This window comes from Phaeobacter porticola (assembly GCF_001888185.1).
Classification (GTDB): domain Bacteria; phylum Pseudomonadota; class Alphaproteobacteria; order Rhodobacterales; family Rhodobacteraceae; genus Phaeobacter; species Phaeobacter porticola.
In genome coordinates this window covers 1,487,935-1,506,702 of the sequence record NZ_CP016364.1, presented here as the reverse complement: position 1 = coordinate 1,506,702, position 18,768 = coordinate 1,487,935, and the positions used below count along the sequence as shown (strand labels likewise).

At 59.4% G+C, this 18,768-nt stretch carries 17 protein-coding genes; 7 read left to right on the top strand and 10 right to left on the bottom strand.

The window, feature by feature from the left end:
• Positions 1-61: 61 nt before the first annotated feature.
• Entirely contained in the window at positions 62-1,627 is a 1,566-nt protein-coding gene (locus tag PhaeoP97_RS07325; RefSeq protein WP_072504519.1) for a TrkH family potassium uptake protein, read from the bottom strand.
• Position 1,628: 1 nt separating this feature from the next.
• Complete coding sequence (gene trkA, locus PhaeoP97_RS07320; RefSeq protein WP_072504518.1) at positions 1,629-3,005, bottom strand: Trk system potassium transporter TrkA; 1,377 nt, start codon at positions 3,003-3,005, stop codon at positions 1,629-1,631.
• A gap of 111 nt (positions 3,006-3,116) precedes the next feature.
• Between trkA and PhaeoP97_RS07315 the strand changes: the two genes are divergently transcribed.
• Positions 3,117-3,596, top strand: a complete 480-nt coding sequence (locus tag PhaeoP97_RS07315; protein WP_237028995.1) for a hypothetical protein — start codon at positions 3,117-3,119, stop codon at positions 3,594-3,596.
• Positions 3,597-3,659: 63 nt separating this feature from the next.
• Here PhaeoP97_RS07315 and ntrX read toward each other — a convergent pair whose 3' ends face one another.
• The 5 genes from ntrX to dusB form a co-directional block, all read right to left on the bottom strand.
• Positions 3,660-5,075 (bottom strand): nitrogen assimilation response regulator NtrX, encoded by a 1,416-nt coding sequence (gene ntrX / locus PhaeoP97_RS07310; protein ID WP_072504516.1) that lies wholly within the window; start codon positions 5,073-5,075, stop codon positions 3,660-3,662.
• Positions 5,072-7,351, bottom strand: a complete 2,280-nt coding sequence (locus PhaeoP97_RS07305; protein WP_072504515.1) for a sensor histidine kinase NtrY-like — start codon at positions 7,349-7,351, stop codon at positions 5,072-5,074. The genes ntrX and PhaeoP97_RS07305 overlap by 4 nt, the downstream gene beginning before the upstream one ends.
• Positions 7,352-7,450: 99 nt before the next feature.
• A complete protein-coding gene (locus tag PhaeoP97_RS07300) occupies positions 7,451-8,848 on the bottom strand; it encodes a response regulator (RefSeq protein ID WP_072504514.1) in 1,398 nt (465 codons plus the stop codon).
• Positions 8,849-8,854: 6 nt separating this feature from the next.
• Entirely contained in the window at positions 8,855-9,997 is a 1,143-nt protein-coding gene (locus tag PhaeoP97_RS07295) for a two-component system sensor histidine kinase NtrB (protein WP_072504513.1), read from the bottom strand.
• Entirely contained in the window at positions 9,994-11,007 is a 1,014-nt protein-coding gene (dusB, locus tag PhaeoP97_RS07290; protein ID WP_072504512.1) for a tRNA dihydrouridine synthase DusB, read from the bottom strand. Before dusB ends, PhaeoP97_RS07295 begins: the two co-directional genes overlap by 4 nt.
• A 181-nt stretch (positions 11,008-11,188) precedes the next feature.
• On the opposite strand from dusB, the gene PhaeoP97_RS07285 reads away from it, so the two are divergent.
• The 4 genes from PhaeoP97_RS07285 to PhaeoP97_RS07270 all read left to right on the top strand — a co-directional run bounded on the left by PhaeoP97_RS07285 (position 11,189) and on the right by PhaeoP97_RS07270 (position 14,784).
• Entirely contained in the window at positions 11,189-12,409 is a 1,221-nt protein-coding gene (locus PhaeoP97_RS07285; RefSeq protein WP_083570338.1) for a bifunctional 2-C-methyl-D-erythritol 4-phosphate cytidylyltransferase/2-C-methyl-D-erythritol 2,4-cyclodiphosphate synthase, read from the top strand.
• On the top strand, positions 12,406-12,912 hold the full coding sequence (locus PhaeoP97_RS07280; RefSeq protein ID WP_014879937.1) for a phosphatidylglycerophosphatase A family protein: 507 nt from the start codon (positions 12,406-12,408) through the stop codon (positions 12,910-12,912). The genes PhaeoP97_RS07285 and PhaeoP97_RS07280 overlap by 4 nt, the downstream gene beginning before the upstream one ends.
• Before the next feature lie 2 nt (positions 12,913-12,914).
• The gene (locus PhaeoP97_RS07275) at positions 12,915-13,397 is read left to right on the top strand and encodes a CinA family protein (RefSeq protein ID WP_072504511.1); all 483 of its coding nucleotides are present in this window, start codon (positions 12,915-12,917) and stop codon (positions 13,395-13,397) included.
• A gap of 205 nt (positions 13,398-13,602) precedes the next feature.
• Entirely contained in the window at positions 13,603-14,784 is a 1,182-nt protein-coding gene (locus PhaeoP97_RS07270; protein ID WP_072504510.1) for an ammonium transporter, read from the top strand.
• A 77-nt stretch (positions 14,785-14,861) separates the two neighbouring features.
• Here PhaeoP97_RS07270 and PhaeoP97_RS07265 read toward each other — a convergent pair whose 3' ends face one another.
• Positions 14,862-15,308, bottom strand: coding sequence for a type II toxin-antitoxin system RatA family toxin (locus PhaeoP97_RS07265; protein WP_072504509.1), 447 nt, complete (start codon positions 15,306-15,308; stop codon positions 14,862-14,864).
• A 73-nt stretch (positions 15,309-15,381) separates the two neighbouring features.
• On the opposite strand from PhaeoP97_RS07265, the gene hpt reads away from it, so the two are divergent.
• On the top strand, positions 15,382-15,927 hold the full coding sequence (gene hpt / locus PhaeoP97_RS07260) for a hypoxanthine phosphoribosyltransferase (protein ID WP_014874585.1): 546 nt from the start codon (positions 15,382-15,384) through the stop codon (positions 15,925-15,927).
• Between the two features lie 216 nt (positions 15,928-16,143).
• Positions 16,144-16,470, top strand: coding sequence for a hypothetical protein (locus PhaeoP97_RS07255; RefSeq protein ID WP_027247367.1), 327 nt, complete (start codon positions 16,144-16,146; stop codon positions 16,468-16,470).
• Between the two features lie 51 nt (positions 16,471-16,521).
• Here PhaeoP97_RS07255 and PhaeoP97_RS07250 read toward each other — a convergent pair whose 3' ends face one another.
• Both PhaeoP97_RS07250 and lipA read right to left on the bottom strand, forming a co-directional pair.
• The gene (locus tag PhaeoP97_RS07250) at positions 16,522-17,664 is read right to left on the bottom strand and encodes an amidohydrolase (protein WP_072504508.1); all 1,143 of its coding nucleotides are present in this window, start codon (positions 17,662-17,664) and stop codon (positions 16,522-16,524) included.
• Entirely contained in the window at positions 17,661-18,614 is a 954-nt protein-coding gene (gene lipA / locus PhaeoP97_RS07245; RefSeq protein WP_072504507.1) for a lipoyl synthase, read from the bottom strand. Before lipA ends, PhaeoP97_RS07250 begins: the two co-directional genes overlap by 4 nt.
• Between the last annotated feature and the right edge of the window lie 154 nt (positions 18,615-18,768).

Here is an 18,768-nt window from a genome sequence, read left to right as displayed (position 1 = left end):
CAGATAGTCGGAGTTTCCACCCGAAAATTACTCATATGACACCCACGGTAACCATGATCGTTCAGCTGCGCCAGAGGTTTGGTGTCAACAAGGCGATGATCGCCAAGGTTTCCAGCCGTCCCAGAACCATAGCAAAGCAAAGGATCAATTTTGCCGGAGCGGTCAGATGGATCAATGCAATGGGTTCCGATCCGGCGATTTCTGTCAGCGGGCCGGTGGTCGACAGGGTTGCAATGGTCAGAATCAGCGCCTGCTCAAAATCCGACCCGACGGCCGCAAGGCTGATGCTGATCACCGCCAGAGACAACGCGAACAGCATAAAGAACACCCAGGCCACAAAGGCTCCGTTGCGTTGCAGGCGCCGGTTGCCCTTGCCTTCATTACTAACCGACGAAGGATGCACCAGCCGCTCCATCTCGCGCAGCCCATTGAGGTAAAGCGCATAAACCCGCAGCAGTTTCACCCCTCCTGCCGTCGTTGCCACGCCCCCGCCGATCACCGCCAGCCCAAGCAGGATCATACCGGGGGTATCAAGCCCGGACCATTGTCGCGCGGTCTCCCAATTCCCGCTTTCAAATCCGGTGGTCGAGAGGAATGACAAAACGGTGAAGGTTGCCCCCCAAAGCGAACGTAGCCCCTGCATAAGATCACTGGTGGTTGCGACATCAAAACTGGCAATCCAGTGGCGCAAAAACAGTAGCAGGGGCACACCAAAGACGATCAGCAGCCCAATGCGAAACTCAGGATCCCGGTCCAGCCGACTATGGCCACTGGTCACGGTATCCGTGGAAAAGGTCAGCCGCGACAGGGCAAAGAACATAAACAGGAACATCACCATCTCACCGGCAATACCACTGGCACCATTCTCAACCCCGCCTACGGCCGAAATGCCCGAGGTTGCCAGAACCGACATCGAATGGCCGAGCGCCACCAAGGCTGTCTCACCGGTGATGATCAGCAAAATCCACAGCACCAGCGTCAGCCCGGCATAAAGCGGCGCGAGGGTTTTGGTCACCACCACCAGCTTGCGGCGCGGATCGGCGCGCTGCATGTGCAGGGGGGTTTCGGTGCCCCGCCCCGGCTCGCCCCGTGCGGTAACCTCAAACCCGCCCAGCGACAGCGGTGCAAGAATGGCCGAGGCCGCCACCCACATCAGCAGCCCCCCAAGCCAGCCGACCATGGCGCGCCACAGATGCACGCTGGGCGGCAACCGGTTTGGGTCGGCAAATACATCCGCACCCGTTGTGGTGATGGCGCTGACCATGTCGAAATAAGCATTGAGATAGCTGGTATTCCCCAACGCGTCCTGCACCGGAACCGCCAGAAACGCAGGCAGCACGGCAAAGCTGGCCAGCAGCGAGGTTAGTTGCCCCGGCATACTGTAGCGCGGCACGCGGTTGCCCATCGACAGCCCGACCAGCACAACGACGATCAGCCCCACAACACCAGAGTAGAAGAAGCTACGCGAGGTCTGATGATCATCAAGGATCAGCGCGTGGATGGCCGGCACCCACATCGCCAGCGCCGCCACCAACAGGATCAGCAGAAACAGCGGCAGTCGCAGAATACCGCGATTGCGCGCTTTTGCCTGAGCCCTTGCTTGTGCCTGTGATCCAGAGCGCGGCATCCTAGAAGAAGTCAATCGAGACCTGCATCAGGCGCTCGACCTCGGGGACATCTGCGGCCATGGCAAATAGCGCAATGACGTCGCCCTCTTCAATCCGCATGCCGCCGGATGGGCGCATCACAACGCCATTTTTGCTGACGGCACCAACCAATACGCCCTCTGGGAAGTCAATATCGCGGATCATCTGCCCGGCCATGGGTGAGGTCGACATCACCTCGGCCTCAATCACCTCAGCCTCTGCGTCGCCGATGGAATAGACCTGCCGCACCCGACCATACCGGATGTGACGCAGAATAGAGCTGACGGTAGTGGCGCGCGGGTTGATATAGGCATCGATCCCAAGGGGCGCCATCAATGGAACCAGAGTCGGGTCATTGATCAATGCAATGGCCAGGGGGCAACCCTCGGCCTTGGCACGCACAGCTGCCAACATATTGACCTTATCGTCATCGGTTACCGCCAGCATAGCATCGGCACGGTCGATCCCCGCCTCGATCATCAGGCTGCGATCAAGCCCATCGCCGTTCAGCACAATTGTCCGCTCCAGCGTTTCCGCGGCACGCTCTGCGGATTGCCGGTTCCGTTCGATCATCTTGGCACGGGTGCGACCAGCGCGAGCTTCCAGTGCCTTGGCAACCTCCAGCCCGACGTTCCCACCGCCCACGATGACCACACGTTCCTGGCGTTTTTGTTTTTTACCAAAGACTTCGATAGTACGGCTCACGTCATCAACATGTGCAAAGACATAGGCGCTATCGCCCACGAACAACTGGTCGCCAGGTTCAGGTGCAAACAGGCTGCCATCGCGGCGAATGCCCACAACGATGGCGCGCAGAGTGGAAAACAGATCGGTCAGCTGGCGCAGCGGCGTGTTGACGACGGGGCAATCCTCATCGATTTGCACCCCCAAAAGCTGCGCGCGACCTTCCATGAACATTTCGGTATCAAAGGCGGCTGGCGCCGACAGGCGCTGCATCGCCGCCGCTGCGACCTCGCGCTCGGGGCTGATCACCACATCAATTGGCAGATGGTCACGCCGATAGAGATCCGAATAGATTGCTTCCAGATAGCTCTTGGAGCGCAGGCGCGCCACCTTGCGCTGGATAGAGAACACCGAATGCGCCACCTGGCAGGTGACCATGTTCACCTCATCTGAATGGGTTGCAGCGATGATCATATCCGCATCCCGTGCCCCTGCCCGTGTCAACACATCCGGGTAAGAGGCAAATCCGGCAATTCCCTGCACGTCCAGCGTATCCGTCGCACGGCGTACCAGGTCGGGATTGTTATCCACCACAGTGACGTCATTGTGCTCACCAGACAGATGACGGGCAATCTGCCAGCCGACCTGGCCTGCGCCACAGATAATAACCTTCATGTGCTTGTCCCCTGCGGCGCTGATACGCAAAATCGCGCGTTTTGAATGACAGAAGCCACCGGAACGGTCAATTCAATTGTCTCTGCCCCAGTTTTCCGGCAAGATCAAAAGATGTCCACGCAAAATCATACGCTTGCCGCGCTGGTATTGATCCTTGGGCTGACGGGCTGCGGGCCTGTTGCCGTCTATCACCGGGCCGGTGTCGACGTGGCACGACGTGACACCGATTTATTGACCTGCGAGGTCAGTGCCTTGCGCGACGCCCCGGTTGCAACACAGATCCGGCAGCACCCGCCAATCTTTCGCCCCGGACAAGACATCTGCCGTAGTGGCCATTGCTATCACCACCCGGGCTATTGGGAGGACGGCGGCATCTACACAGTTGATGCGAATGCTGATCTGCGGGAACGGGTGGAGCGCGCCTGCATGGCCGAGAAAGGGTATCAGACTGTTGCGGTCAAACGCTGTCCACAGAGTGTCGCGGATGCCGTTGGTACCCGGCGCTCTGCAACCCTGTCCGCGCTCACCGAAAACTCCTGCGCCATCGCACGGCGCGGACAATCACCGCAGATCGTCGAAACCGCACCCTGACGGCTCTCGCCATCTCAACGATCAACGTCGCGAAAGTCACAAAACAGTATCGGGATATGGCCCTCAGGCCATATCCTCTTCGGTTTCTTTCTCGACATGCGCAATCCGCGCGCCTGCCTTGTTGGAGGTTACAACCCCCAGAGATTTCAGCTTGCGGTGCAGGGCTGAACGTTCCATACCGACGAAGGATGCTGTGCGGCTGATATTGCCACCAAAGCGGTTGATTTGCGTCAGCAGGTATTCTCGTTCAAACGCCTCACGCGCTTCCCGCAGCGGCAGGGTGGCCAAAGCCCCGGAGAGCACAACGCGGCTTTGATCTTCGGCTGGTTCTTCCTCGCGTGGCAGGTCTTTCGGCTCAATCGGGCCGTTGCTTTCCCCAAGGATCAGAACACGTTCCACCATATTCTTCAGCTGGCGTACGTTGCCCGGCCACAGCATCGTCTGCATCAGCGCCACCGCATCTTCGCTCAGCTTGCGCATCGGCAAGCCCTGACTTTCATTGAAATGCTCAATGAAAGCTTCGGCCAGCAACGGAATATCCTCGCGTCGGTCGGCCAGAGACGGCACCGGAATCGGCACCACGTTCAAGCGGTGATACAGTTCCTGACGGAAACGGTCTGCTTCAATCTCTCGATCCAAGTCCTTGTTGGTAGACGAAATTACACGCAGATCGACGCGCACTTTGTCAGCACCGCCCACGCGCTGGAACTGCTGGTCAACCAGGACCCGCAAGATCTTGGACTGGGTGCCAAGCGGCATGTCCGCGACTTCATCGAAAAAGATCACGCCACCATGGGCCTGTTCCAACAGACCCGGTTCTATACCCCGCTCGGCGCTTTCCCGGCCAAACAGCACCTCTTCCATCCGGTCCGGCTCAATGCTGGCACAATTCACTGTCACAAACGGCGCACCGGCCCGGTTGGACTGGGTATGAATGTAGCGTGCGGCGATTTCCTTGCCGCTGCCAGCAGGGCCTGTCAGCATCACCCGGCCATTGGATTTCGTGACCTTGTCCAACTGTCCGACCAGCGCGCGGAACGACGCAGACGCACCGATCATCTCGCTCACGCCAGAATCCTTGCGCTTAAGATCGGTGTTTTCGCGCCGCAGCTGTGATGTTTCCATTGCGCGACGGATAACGACCAGCAACTGGTCAATATTAAACGGTTTTTCGATAAAATCATACGCCCCCTGCTTGATCGCAGCGACGGCAATTTCAATGTTGCCGTGACCAGAGATGATCACCACAGGGATTTCGGGATTGTCGCGTTTCACCACCTTCAGGATGTCGATCCCATCCATTTGGCTGTCCTTCAGCCAGATATCCAGGATCAAAAGCGCGGGCGGTTCCGCGTTGAGCGCGGCCATACATTCCTCGGAACTGCCAGCTTTGCGCGTGGCATAGCCTTCGTCCTCAAGGATATCGGAAACCAGCTCACGGATGTCGCGTTCGTCGTCAACAATCAGAATGTCACTCATGTCAGACCTGCTTTCACTATACTCTTATGGGAGCCCGCAGCATCATTCGCCGCAGGCAGGCGGATTACGGCCATGGCGCCAAAATGCGCCTGACCGTCGAACACAGGCGCATCTTCCAGCACCAGCGTACCGCCATGTTCTTCGATAATTTTCTTGACGATCGGCAAGCCAAGGCCGGTGCCCTCGTCACGGGTGGTCACATAGGGTTCAAATAAGCGGGCACGGTCCTCTGGCAGACCGATACCATTGTCGGCAATGGTGACCTCATAGCCGGATTTTGTTGTACTCACGGCAATGCGAATTTCCGGATCCAAATTCGATACATCGCCTTTTTTCTTCAAGGTTTCAACTGCTTCGCCTGCGTTCTTGATAAGGTTTGTCAACGCCTGCCCAATCATAGTTGCATCCAGATCCGCCAGCAGCGGCTCTTCTGGCAAGTTGGCGACAATGCGAAGATCCGGCTGGCCCGCCCGCTGCAATGTCACCGCTTCGCGCAGCAGCTTGACCAGGTCTTCCTCACGGCGTTCCGGCTCAGGCATCCGCGCGAATTTTGAAAACTCATCCACGATGCGGCGCAAGTCATTGGTTTGGCGAATAATCACATCCGTCATGGATTGCAGCAGGTCGCTGTTTTCTTCGCCCAGTTTTGGAGCAAACTTACGCTTGATACGCTCGGCGCTTAGCTGGATTGGGGTCAACGGGTTTTTGATCTCATGCGCAATCCGGCGCGCCACGTCACCCCAGGCTGCCATCCGCTGCGCACTGACCAGATCGGTCACATCGTCAAAGGCCACAACATAGCCTTCAAGCCGCCCTTCCTCAGTCTGGCGGGGGGACATACGCACCAACAGATTTTCAAGCTGGCCCTGACGGGTGACCTTGACCTCATCCTGCACCACATCGGCCCCGGTTTTCGACAGCTCCTGAAACAGCGGCCCAAACTCGGGTACGGCCACGGACAGCGCCAGAGATTGGCGATCCGCGCTCCAATCCAACAACCGCTCGGCCGAGCGGTTCACAAAGGTCACCCGTCCCTCAGGGTCCAGCCCGACCACGCCAGACGTCACCGACATCAACACGGAATCGAACAGGCGACGTCGGCGCTCGATTTGTCGGGTGTTTTCCAGCAATGTATCGCGTTGCTCTCGCAGCTCTAGCGTCATCTGGTTAAAGTACCGGCCAAGCTGCGAAATCTCATCATCGCCATCTTCTTCTGGAACTTTCACATTCAGATTGCCTGCCCCGACGCGGCGTGCTGCGATGGTTAGCCGCCCGACCGGTCGTGACAACCGTTCGGCAAACCACATGCCCAGCCACATCGCCGCCAGGATCAGGATCACCGCAAAGCCGAGATATAGCAGAACAAAATCAAACAGCACTCGGCCGCGTTCGCTCTCAAGCTGCTGGTAGAGATGGGCCGTCTCTTGCGTATCGTCCAGCAGGCTCAGCAGGTCTCCATCCACGTCGCGGCTGACATAAAGAAACCGGTCCACAAATGCGTCCAACCGCACCAAAGCGCGCAATTCGCTATTGTCCCAGTCCTGAATGAGGGTCACCCCTTCGGATGTTGCCTGACTTAGGTCAACGTTGCGCGGCTTTTCGAAATCAAACTCATACGATCGCTCGCCGCGCGCGCGGATTTTGGCGGCGCCATCAACCACATAGGCCTCTTGCAACCCGCGCTGAATCTGCAACTGCCCCTGTGTCAGGACCTGCCGCAGCTGCCCGTCGCTGATAAAGAAATTACGATTGCGGCTGTTGTCGATGTAGCGCGCCAGCGCGGTGGCATCTTCGGACAGGTCGCGTTGCTGCTGATCCTGATAGGCCTCTGCCGCTGCCAGGGAACTGCCGACGACCTCTCGTACCCGGTCAGAAAACCAGCCCTCAAGGCCCACGTTCACCGTCAACCCGGCAAAAAGCGCGACGATCACTGTGGGGGTCAGTGCCAGAAACGCAAAGGCGCCGATCAAACGCAGGTGCAGACGCGAGCCCGCAGATTTGGCCCGTCGTGCAGCGATCAACCGTCCGACCTGGGTCAACACCAGCGCAGCCACGGCCAGCACATAGATCAGATCGGCAAGCAGGATCAGCCGCAGCGATAGTGACGCCACCCCTTGCGAAAAGGGGCCAATGATCAAAAATGTCGAAAGCGCCAGCACCGGACCCAGAACAACCAGCCCAAGCGCGCCAAAATTGCGTGCCCGGCGGGTTCTGCGCCATCGGTCAAGGGCCGCAAAAGGCCCATATGCCGAGCGAAGATGTGACCTCTGCGCCACGTACTGCCCTCATCCTAATGTGCGACCATTCTGGCCGACCGCCATATGTCGTGATCATCACCAGCCTCAACGCTGATCTGCCACGGTTCTGTGGCGATATTACATCAGTTTGCGGCGGCGTGTCACCTCAATATCAAGGTCCGTGATCTTCTTGCGCAGGGTATTCCGGTTAATACCAAGTAAATCCGCACATTTTGCCTGATTTCCGCCAGTCATTGCGAGGGAAATTTCGATCAAAGGTGTCTCCACCTCTCGCATCAGGCGCGCATAAAGCCCAGGCGGCGGCAGAATATCACCATGCAAATCGAAATAGCGCTGCAAATGTTGCGCCACTGATTCCGAGAGCTTTTCAGAGCTGAGCACCGCACGGCCAGCCACCAAGGGTTCGCCACCCGATTGTGCGCCCAGCGCGGCTGTGACCTCGTCAACGGTGATATCTTCACTGCGTGCGGTCAGGGCCAAACGGCGAACAACATTCTCCAGCTGGCGCACATTGCCGGGCCAAGGGAACTGCCGCAGCGGTTCACGGGCGGCATCGCTCATTTCGCGATGTGGTGCTCCTTCATTTTCGGCACGGGTGAGAAAATGCGCGCAAAGCAGCGGTATATCGTCGACACGCGCCCGCAGCGCAGGCACGGGCAGTCCGGTCCCGCTGATCCGATAGTAAAGATCCTGCCGCAGGCTGCCTGCCTCCATCGCTGCAGCCAGATTCTGCTGGCTGGTGGCAATAAACCTGGGCTGACGGTCGCCCGGCGCATCCATCATCCGCACCACACGGGCCTGCGCCTCTTCCGACAGGTCTGCCACTTCATCCAAAAGCAGGGTGCCGCCACGGGTCTCGGCCAGCAACTGCGAAGGCCCATCAAGCGCGGCCAGATCTGCGGCTTCTGCGCGCACAAACGGCAGTGTACGCCGGTCCGACAGATCATGGATCGACCGGGCGATCAGCGACTTTCCGGTGCCGCTTTCGCCAGTGATCAGCAGTGGAATATCCGTGTTCATCACCCGTGCCACCAGCCGGTAAAGCGTCTGCATCACCTCGGTACGCCCGACCAGTGGCAAATCCTCATGACTTTCGGCCCCCCCATCACTGGATGTGCCGTTAATGCCCGCCTGGCTTTGTTGCGGTGCCCGCTTTTCTGCAAGCGCTTTGGCGGTGCGTTTCATTAGCTCTGGCAAGTCAAAAGGTTTAGGCAGGTAGTCATAGGCCTCAGCCTCGGCCGCCTTGATCGCCGTCATGATCGTGTTCTGTGCCGAAATCACGATGACCGGCAATCCAGGGCGATCATCCGCAATCTTAGGCAGCATCTCCAACCCATTGCCATCCGGCATCACCACATCAGAGATCACGACGTCGCCTTTTCCCTCGCCCACCCAGCGCATCAGCGTCGTCAGAGAAGAGGTCGCATGGACCTTGCAGCCAGCGCGGGTCAGCGCCTGGGTCAAAACCGTGCGAATTGTGCGATCGTCATCTGCGACCAGAACGGTGCCGTCCATGATGTGCTACTCCTGCCGTGGGGCGTTTGGGATGGGTGCGGGGCGCGGTGCAGTGGGCATACGCGACAGTGACAGCCGAAAAACCGTCTGGCCGGGTTCGGAATTGACAGAGATCCAGCCCTGGTGATCAGCAATGATCTTGCTGACCAGCGCCAGCCCAAGCCCGGTGCCATTCTCACGTCCAGACACAAAGGGATCAAAGATATCGTCGCGGATCGCCTCAGGCAGGCCCGGGCCATCGTCGGAAATCTCAATCTGCAGCGGCAACAGCTTGCCAGAGCCATCGCTGCGCCGCAGCCGAAAAGAATGCTCATAAAAGGTACGGATCCGTATGGTCCCGCCCCCCGGATCCGCAGCCTCTGCTGCGTTCTTCAACAGGTTCAGCACCACCTGCAACAACTGGTCACCGTCGCCCCAGGCCATCGGCAAGGATGGGTCATAATCCTCGATGATGGTCATATGCGCGCCGAACCCCAACAGGGCCGACCGGCGTGCGCGGTCCAGCACATCATGGATGTTGACCTCTTGAAACGCGGGTTCTGACAGGTTGCCGAATTGTTCCACCTGTTCCAGTAGTTTCACAATGCGTCGGCTTTCGCTGACAATCAGATCAGTCAGCTCCAGATCATCGCCTGTCAGCCCCATCGACAGCAGCTGCGCCGCCCCAGTGATACCTGCCAGCGGGTTCTTGATCTCATGGGCCAGCATCTCGGCCATACCGATCGCGGATTGTGCGGCGGATTTGGCGGAATGGTTCTGCGTCAGGCGTCCGGCCAGCTCGCGCGGGGAGAGCAGGATCAGCATCTTGCGCCCCAGGCCCTGAACCCGCGCCACCTGGACATTGCATTGCAACGGGGCGCGTCCGGGCGCCCCCACATCAATATCGTTTACAAACAGCGGCGTGCCGTTGTCGCGGGCCCGGTCCACAGCGTCGTCGATGGCGGGCGCGATGATCACATGCTGCCAGATCGCCTTGCCCAGCAGCGCCTTGCGCGAGGTATTGAGAAACCCTTCCCCGGCAGAATTTACATCGACGATCCTGGCGTTCTCGTCGATTACAAACGCAGGCACCGGCAATGAGGTCCAGAGCGCACTATCGGCACCGCTCCAATCCTGCACCGCCGCTGATCCAGTCAGATCCTCCGTCATGCCGCCTGCCCATCCACATTCCCCGGTGTCAGGTCAGGCCCAGCGTCAGATGTCAGCGCATCAGGCAAAAGGCGCAGCACTGCATTGGAAACTTTGGCCGTCAGCACCTCGCGGCGCAGCCGTGCGGGTGTACCGACCTCATCCATATACCAACCAAGGTGTTTACGGGCGACACGGATGCCCAAATCCAGACCATAGAAATCCAGCATTGCCTCGTAGTGGGCGCTCACCAACCGCACCAGATCATCACCAACAGGTACAGAGGGGGAATCTGTGCCCCAGATGTCATGGGCCACCTCAGCCAGCAGCCAGGGTTTGCCCTGCACTCCGCGCCCGATCATGACCCCATCGGCACCAGATTGTGCCAGCGCGGTTCGTGCGGTTGCAGTATCTGTTATATCCCCATTCGCCAGCAGCGGCACGGTCAACGCGGCTTTTACTGCAGAAATCGCCTTCCAATCCGCGCTCCCTTTATAGAACTGACAGCGGGTGCGGCCGTGAATGGTCACCATCTGCACGCCTGCGTCCTGCGCACGGCGGGCCACATCGGCGGCATTCAGGCTATTATCGTCCCAGCCAAGTCGCGTTTTCAGCGTGACCGGCACCGACACTGCGGTCACCACCGCCTCAATCAGTGACAGCGCGTGATCCGGCGTCTTCAGCAGGGCGGAACCGGAATAGCCATTGGTCACCTTCTTGGCCGGGCAGCCCATATTGATGTCGATGACTTTTGCACCGCGGCTTTCCACCTGTCGTGCGGCCTCTGCCATCCAATAGGCATCGCGCCCGGCGATCTGCACGGCGGTATTCTCGACATCCGCACTCAGCTCAGCGCGTTCGCGCACACCGGGCTTGGCCTGTACCATTTCCTGACTGGCGACCATCTCGCTCACCATCAGCCCGACGCCAAAGCTGCGCACCAGATCGCGAAAGGGGCGATCCGTGATTCCGGCCATCGGCGCCAAAGCGATGGGAGGGGTCAGAGAGGTGGAACCGAGAGTGAAGGACAACTGCCTAATCCTTGTGCATATGAAGCGTTTCTAACCGAAGCGGCCTCTATGCGACAATGAAACCGCTGACGGCAAGGCTGTATCTTTTGGCATTTGCCTATTTTTTAAGCATGTGACCCAGGGTGATTGCCTCCCCTTGCATCACCTCCTAAACAATTGTCACCCAACAAAGAGGCGCCCTATGCCGTCTGATCCCTTCCCATCCGTGTCTGCAGCCGCCACCGCAGGCACACCCGAGGTGACCCACGTCCCGAACCACCAAACCGCCGCGCTGATTGTCGCCGCAGGCAAGGGTCTGCGCGCTGGCGGAGGTCTGGCAAAGCAATGGCGTCCGCTGGCGGGACGTCGAGTGATCGACTGGACGCTCGACGCGTTTCGCAAGGTCGGGATAGACCAGATTGCCTTGGTTCTATCGCCTCAGGATACCGAGATCTGGCAAGAATTCGCAGCGCAAGACGATATTTTGCTGACACGAGGGGGGGCGACCCGCTCACAATCCGTTGCCAATGGATTAGAGCTGCTGGCACATCACGATGTTGACCGTGTGCTGATCCATGATGCAGCCCGACCTTGCGTTTCGGGCCGGGTGGTTCACGATGTCTTGAGCGCGTTAGACACGTCGCTGGCCGCGGCCCCTGCCCTCGCCGTGACCGATGCGCTGTGGCGTGGCGCAGACGGGTATGTCACCGGAACACAGGACCGCGCAGGTCTTCATGCCGCGCAGACACCGCAAGGATTTCGTCTGGCTGAAATCCGCGCTGCCCATCAGCAGCTTGCGGCAAATAGCATGGAAGCCGCAGATGATGTGGAGGTCGCCCGCGCGGCAGGGATTGACGTTGCCATCATTCCGGGCGACCCAGACAATATGAAAATCACCCGCCCGGAGGATTTCGACCGGGCCGCGCGCATATTAGGGGGCGACATGGATGTAAGGCTTGGCAATGGCTATGATGTTCACCGGTTCGGACCGGGGGACGAAGTCGTGCTCTGCGGTGTGCCCCTGGCACATGATCGTGGCCTTCAGGGGCATTCTGATGCAGACGTCGGGCTGCACGCCATTACCGATGCCCTCTACGGCGCGCTGGCGGAGGGCGACATTGGCCGCCACTTCCCGCCCTCGGATCCGCAATGGAAAGGTGCCGCCAGCGATATCTTCCTGCGCCACGCCGCCGATCTGACCCGCTCCAAGGGCTATCAGATCTCCAATGTGGACTGCACGCTGGTCTGTGAATTCCCGAAGATCACCCCCCACGCCCCCGCCATGCGCACCGTTGTGGCTGAGATCCTCTCTATCGACATCTCCCGAGTTTCAATCAAGGCGACAACCTCCGAACGGCTTGGTTTCACCGGGCGCGGCGAAGGCATTGCCGCCATCGCTACAGCCTGCGTGGTGAAACCATGAAAAAATCGCGTCTTGCTTTCCTGATCGGCACCGTTGGCGGCGTTGGCTATCTGCGGCCCGCCCCCGGCACCTGGGGATCACTGGCAGCCCTTCCCATGGCGTTTGTCCTGCACCAATTGGGCGGCTTTCTTCTGCTGGCGCTTGCGACCGTGATTTGCATGGTCGTCGGCGTCTGGGCTGCGGAGGCAATGACCCGCAACCGCGAAAACATGGACCCCTCCGAATTTGTACTGGATGAGGTCGCAGGCCAGTTCATCGCGCTCTGGGCAATCTCTTATCCTGCATGGGCGCATGACATCGCCATCACAGCACTCTGGCCTGGTTGGATCGCGGCCTTCGTGCTGTTTCGGCTGTTTGACATCTGGAAACCCGGCCCTGTCGGCTGGGCCGACCGCCAAAAGGGCGCCACAGGCGTGATGATGGATGATATCATCGCTGGTATCCTCGCGGCGATCGGCGTGGCCGCCCTTGCTGGCTTTTCACACGGTGTGTTGGGAATGTGATCATGGATGTCGCTGCTCTCATCCACAAGGCCCGTGCGAAGGGGGTCACCATTGCCACCGCCGAGAGCTGTACCGCAGGCATGATCGCAGCCGCCCTCACGGATGTTCCTGGATCCTCTTCAGTGGTTGACCGGGGCTATGTCACCTACTCCAACCGCGCTAAGCAAGACATGCTCGGCGTGCGCGAGAGCACCCTTGCCACTGTCGGCGCCGTCAGCGAGGAGGTTGCTGTCGAGATGGCCGAAGGGGCGCTGACCCGCGCTGACGTCACCCTGAGCATCGCGGTCACCGGCATCGCAGGCCCCGGCGGCTCTGAGCATAAGCCCGAGGGGCGGGTGTGCTTTGCCCTGGCACAGCAAAAGCTGCCAACCCATGTCGAGACAGTTGATTTTGGCCCGCTTGGCCGCGAACAGGTGCGCGCAGCGACACGCGACCACGCGCTGTCGCTGATCTGGCAATCCCTTACGGCAAATCCGCAAGGTTGACGCAAACCACAGCGCATCTGCCGCTATTTCATAGAACGGATGCGAATTGAGCATCGCGCGCGCAGAGGCGCTCAATTATTAAGCATTTTGACAAAAGCCCGCTTTTCTGGCGCAAATTTGCAACCTGCCGCTTTTTTCAACGCCCCGGTTCCGCTTTGTCAGGCCTCAGATCAAGACACAGCCTCACACGTGGAAGGAACGGCGGATGAACGCAGCCGATACAGCTTGGATTATTGTGGCCACGGCCCTTGTCCTCTTCATGACATTGCCGGGGCTTGCCCTGTTTTACGGCGGCCTTGTCCGCGCCCGAAATGTGCTCAGCGTGTTTATGCAATGCTACGCCATTGCCTGTTTGATGAGCGTTCTGTGGCTGGCCTTCGGCTATTCCATCGCCTTCGGAAGCGGCACCTCAGGTATCTGGGGCGGTCTGGACAAGATGTTCCTGTCCGGCGTCACCGCAGACAGCCTCTCTGGCACCCTACCCGAGGTTCTGTTTTTTGCCTTCCAGATGACCTTCGCCATCATCACGCCTGCCCTAATCGTGGGCGCCTATGTCGAGCGCGTGGGCTTTGGCTTTGTGCTGGTGTTTTCCGGCCTCTGGATGCTCCTGTGCTACGCGCCCGTCGTGCATTGGATCTGGGGCGGCGGCATGCTGGCCGATGGCGGCATCTTTGGCGAAGTCGGCGTGCGCGACTTTGCCGGTGGCATCGTGGTGCATGAAACCGCAGGTCTGGCGGCGCTGATCATCGCGGTGTTCCTTGGCCCTCGCAAAAACCGCACCACACCGCCGCACAACCCCGGCTATGTCTTCATCGGCGCGGCCATGCTCTGGGTTGGGTGGTTCGGCTTCAACGGTGGCTCGCAGCTGGCCGCAGACGGTGGCGCGGCGATGGCGCTGACTGTCACCCATATCTCCGCCGCCATCGCCTCACTGACCTGGGCGCTGTGGGAGAAGATCAAATACGGTAAGGCGTCCATGGTAGGCCTCGTCACCGGCACCATCGCGGGCCTTGCCTCCATCACGCCTGCCTCCGGCTTTGTCGGCCCGGTCGAGGCGCTGGTGATCGGTGCTGTCGCCGGTATCCTCTGCCAAGAAGCCGTGAACGTCGTCAGAAACCTGCTGAAGATCGACGACACGCTTGATGTCTTCGCCGTGCATGGTGTCGGCGGCATCTTCGGCACCATCATGATCGCGGTCTTCGGCGCGGGCAGTTGGTTCGCACAGCTTGGCGGTCTGGTTGTGGTTGGGGTCTTCACCGCCGTTGTGACCGTCGTTCTGGTCAAGGTTACCGCCGCGATCACACCGCTGCGCGTCGACCTGGAGACGGAGACCAACGGGCTTGATATCACCGTTCACGGTGAACGCGCCTACGACATGACCAGCTGAGACCACAGCATCAGTATCAAAAAACGGGCCTGCATCGCGGGCCCGTTTGCATTCAACCACTTAGGCCTCAGTGTTGATCAGGTATATAGCTCCGCCGCGCGTCGCTCGAACGCGCGTACGATCCGCTGCATCGCCTCGTTGAAAACGACACCAATGATGCCCTGCAGCACGGCGTTCTTGAACTCAAAATCAACATAGAACGACACATCACAGCCACCATCCGCACGATCCGCAAACGCCCAATTGGATTTCATGTAACGAAACGGCCCGTCCAGATATTCCGTGTCGATTTTCTTCTCCTCGGCGAACAGCGTGACCCGGCTGCCAAAGCGTTCGCGAAACACCTTGAAGGAGATCACCAAGTCCGCCTCCATCACCTCAGCCTCCCCCAGTGGCGTGCGGCTGCGGATACGGGCAGCGGAGCACCATGGCAGAAACTTGGGGTAATCGCCGACATCAGCCACCAGATCATACATCTGCTGAGCCGTGTAAGGCATTGGCCGGGTTTCTGAATGGGTAGGCATAAGAGGCGCATTTCCTGCTATGATCGTCCCGCGTCATGTCATATGAACGCGCGGGAAATTCAAGGGGGCACCCATGACACAGCGGCCATATGTCATCGATGTGATGATCTCAGCCAAAGCCATTGCGGCGCGGATCGAAGAGCTTTGCGCCGAGATCCAGACAGAATTTGAAGGCACCGACAAACTGGTGGTGGTGGGGCTGCTGCGTGGTAGCTTTGTCTTTATCGCCGACCTAGTGCGGGAACTGGATCTGCCGATCGAGGTCGATTTTCTTGAGGCGTCCTCTTACGGCGACGCCATGGAAAGCAGCCGGGAAGTCCGCATTCTCAAGGACTTGCGCGGCGCAATTGAAGGCCGTGATGTGCTGGTTGTTGAGGATATTGTCGACACCGGCCATACACTGAACCACGTGACGCATCTGTTGCGCAGCCGCCAGCCAGCCCGGCTGAAATCTATCGCGTTGCTCGACAAACCCTCCCGTCGTGAGGTCGATTTCCGCTCTGATTGGATCGGCTTTGAGATCCCGGATGAATTTGTCGTCGGCTACGGAATCGACTACGCGCAGCGCAACCGCAATCTGCCCTTCATCGGCAAAGTCCGCTTCACAGAAGACGGCTGAACCTGCGCCCGGCTTCTCCCGGTCGCTATTATCCGCCGAGCAATCCGGCGTGGGGCGCAAACAACCGCGCCCTACGCACTGAAGATTCCCCCAGACCGGCACCAGCCCGCCGATGGCTCGCTGTTGCGTCAGCGTCTTTCTGCACAGCCCGTTTGCCAAATACCCCGATCCCCTCCAAGGCTCCCCCAAGCATTGAGACCAAAAAGGAGATCGACAATGAGACTGGCCTATATCGCTGCGGCCTCGCTTGCCCTTACCCCTGTCGCAGGGATCGCCGCGCCCCCGAAATGGGCGCCCGGCCACAAGAACAGCGCAGCGCAGCATGCCCCCGGTCAGATCAAAAAACAGCACAAACCGCGCCACCAAGGCTTTCAACAGCTGCGCGGTGACTGGGACTATATCGACGATCATGCCCGTTGGGGGCTGGCGCCGCCTGCTCCGGGTCACCGCTATATCCGCAAGGATGACCGAATTTACGAAGTGGTGCGGGACACGCTGGCGATTGTGGGCGCCGTTGCTCTGGTGGATGCGCTGATCGATTGATCGCCGTTTTCCGACATCAACATGCGCACATAAGAGGCTGTGAAATCTAACTTATCTCAGCAGATCATCAAGGACGGCAGTAAAAATGGACACGCCAACCGGGATCGCGTCATCGGGAAAATCATAGTCAGGATTATGAAGTTGCGGCTGCATTTCGCCTGAGCCGAGCCAGATCATCGCAGCCCGTGCCGTCTTCCCAAACTGACCGAAATCCTCGGACCAACGCTGCGGCCGATCGCGGATTTCAACCGGATGCCCAGCGGTGTTGCAGGCCGCCTGAAGGATGGTCACGGCCTCAGCGTCATTGGTGCAGGCGTCGAAAACATCGTCAAAACTGATGTCACAGCCCACCCCACTGTCCGCGCAGATCCGACCTGTCAGATCTGTGGCCTCAGCGATCAACGCCTCCATTCGCGCATCATTGACCGTGCGCAGCGTGGCCCAGACTTCGCCCTCACCGGGCGCGATACCAAATGTCGCCTCGCCAAGGCGCGCATGAGTGAGCGTGACCAGCGCGTAATCCGGCCCCAGATCCTGACCTCCGCCAAGCGTCACCAGCCCCGGCAGCAGCTGCGCCATGGCACCCGCCGGTGAAATTCCGTCCTGCGGGGCCGCCGCATGAGAGGTCTTGCCCATCAGCCGGATGCGCATCCCGCGGGACGCACAATTGGCCGCCTCAGTACATAAGGCCACAGCCCCGACCGGCAGCCCCGGAAGATTGTGCAGGGCAAAGGCATACTCCGGTGCAATTTGCGGAAACGCAGGGTCGGCGATCACAGCACGCGCGCCCTGCCCGGTCTCCTCCGCCGGCTGGAACAACAACACAACACGGCCTCGTGCCGGTCGCCTTGCGGCCAGATCCTGTGCCAGTGCAGCCACGATGGTCATGTGCCCATCATGACCACAGAGATGGCCGCGCCCCGGGTGTGTCGAGCGATAGGGCTGATCAGAGAGCTCTTCAATCGGCAGGCCGTCCAGCTCACAGCGGATCATCACGGTCGGTCCATCTGCCGCACCGTTATAAACCGCCGCAACGCCATGGCCACCCAGACCGGTCAGCAGCTGGTCAGGATCATGGCCACGCAGAAAGTCGGTGATGAACGCCGCAGTCTTTCCCTCGGCCCCCGATATTTCCGGAATCTGGTGCAACGCATGGCGCAGCTCTGCCAGCTGCGCCAGACGGTCCGGCGTCATGCCAGGCCAAGCTTCTTGTTGCGGGCGGCGCGCAGCTGGGCAAAATCATCCCCCGCATGGTAAGATGACCGCGTCAGCGGCGTTGCCGAAACCATCAGGAAGCCCTTGCCATAGGCGGCTTTCTCATAGCTCTCAAATTCTTCCGGCGTCACGAACCGGTCGACCGCATGGTGTTTCGGCGTCGGCTGGAGATACTGACCGATGGTCAGGAAGTCGATCTCTGCGGCCCGCATATCATCCATCACCTGCTTTACCTCCTGCGCGTTCTCGCCCAGGCCGACCATGATGCCAGATTTGGTGAACATGGACGGATCCAGTTCCTTGACCCGCTGCAACAACCGCAGCGAATGAAAATAGCGCGCGCCTGCCCGGACTTCCGGGTAGAGACCGGGCACGGTTTCCAGATTGTGGTTGAACACATCCGGGCGCGCTTCGACCACTTTTTCCAGCACAGACGGATCACATTTCAGAAAATCAGGTGTGAGAATTTCAATGGTGGTTTTGGGCGAGCGATGACGCACCGCGCGGATTGTCTGGGCAAAATGCTCGGCGCCGCCGTCGTCGATATCATCGCGATCCACAGAGGTAATGACGACGTGGTTCAGTCCAAGCTTCTGCACCGCATCTGCAACCCGGCCCGGTTCAAACACATCAAGCGCCTCTGGCGGTTTGCCGGTGGCAATGTTGCAAAAGGAACAGGCCCGCGTGCAAACCTCGCCCATGATCATCATGGTGGCGTGGCCCTGGCTCCAGCATTCGCCAACATTGGGGCAACCCGCCTCTTCGCAGACGGTGACCAGCTTATGCTCTCGCATGATCTTATGCGTTTCCGCGTACCCCTTGCCCCCTGGCGCCTTGACCCGGATCCAGCTTGGCTTTTTCGGCTGAGCATTGTCAGGGCGATGCGCCTTTTCCGGGTGGCGTTGCTCGGGGATTTTCAGATCTCTCACGCGATGTTCCCTTGCGGCAGTGGTCTTTTGATCTTCGTAACATAGTTGCAATCGCTTGGCACGACCAGTTCTGAGCCGGGTCACATCGTATCTTCAGTCAGAAATGACATGCAACCCTCTGATATTAATTAAGCCCGCTGCCGTCTTGCAGAAA

Coding starts and splice junctions, on each gene's coding strand:
- hpt (WP_014874585.1), top strand. CDS start 15,382: ATGACACAGCGGCCATATGTCATCGATGTGATGATCTCAGCCAAAGCC.
- PhaeoP97_RS07315 (WP_237028995.1), top strand. CDS start 3,117: ATGTCCACGCAAAATCATACGCTTGCCGCGCTGGTATTGATCCTTGGG.
- PhaeoP97_RS07265 (WP_072504509.1), bottom strand. CDS start 15,308: ATGCCTACCCATTCAGAAACCCGGCCAATGCCTTACACGGCTCAGCAG.
- PhaeoP97_RS07295 (WP_072504513.1), bottom strand. CDS start 9,997: ATGACGGAGGATCTGACTGGATCAGCGGCGGTGCAGGATTGGAGCGGT.
- PhaeoP97_RS07285 (WP_083570338.1), top strand. CDS start 11,189: ATGCCGTCTGATCCCTTCCCATCCGTGTCTGCAGCCGCCACCGCAGGC.
- PhaeoP97_RS07270 (WP_072504510.1), top strand. CDS start 13,603: ATGAACGCAGCCGATACAGCTTGGATTATTGTGGCCACGGCCCTTGTC.
- PhaeoP97_RS07250 (WP_072504508.1), bottom strand. CDS start 17,664: ATGACGCCGGACCGTCTGGCGCAGCTGGCAGAGCTGCGCCATGCGTTG.
- PhaeoP97_RS07300 (WP_072504514.1), bottom strand. CDS start 8,848: ATGGACGGCACCGTTCTGGTCGCAGATGACGATCGCACAATTCGCACG.
- PhaeoP97_RS07280 (WP_014879937.1), top strand. CDS start 12,406: ATGAAAAAATCGCGTCTTGCTTTCCTGATCGGCACCGTTGGCGGCGTT.
- trkA (WP_072504518.1), bottom strand. CDS start 3,005: ATGAAGGTTATTATCTGTGGCGCAGGCCAGGTCGGCTGGCAGATTGCC.
- PhaeoP97_RS07275 (WP_072504511.1), top strand. CDS start 12,915: ATGGATGTCGCTGCTCTCATCCACAAGGCCCGTGCGAAGGGGGTCACC.
- PhaeoP97_RS07255 (WP_027247367.1), top strand. CDS start 16,144: ATGAGACTGGCCTATATCGCTGCGGCCTCGCTTGCCCTTACCCCTGTC.
- ntrX (WP_072504516.1), bottom strand. CDS start 5,075: ATGAGTGACATTCTGATTGTTGACGACGAACGCGACATCCGTGAGCTG.
- PhaeoP97_RS07325 (WP_072504519.1), bottom strand. CDS start 1,627: ATGCCGCGCTCTGGATCACAGGCACAAGCAAGGGCTCAGGCAAAAGCG.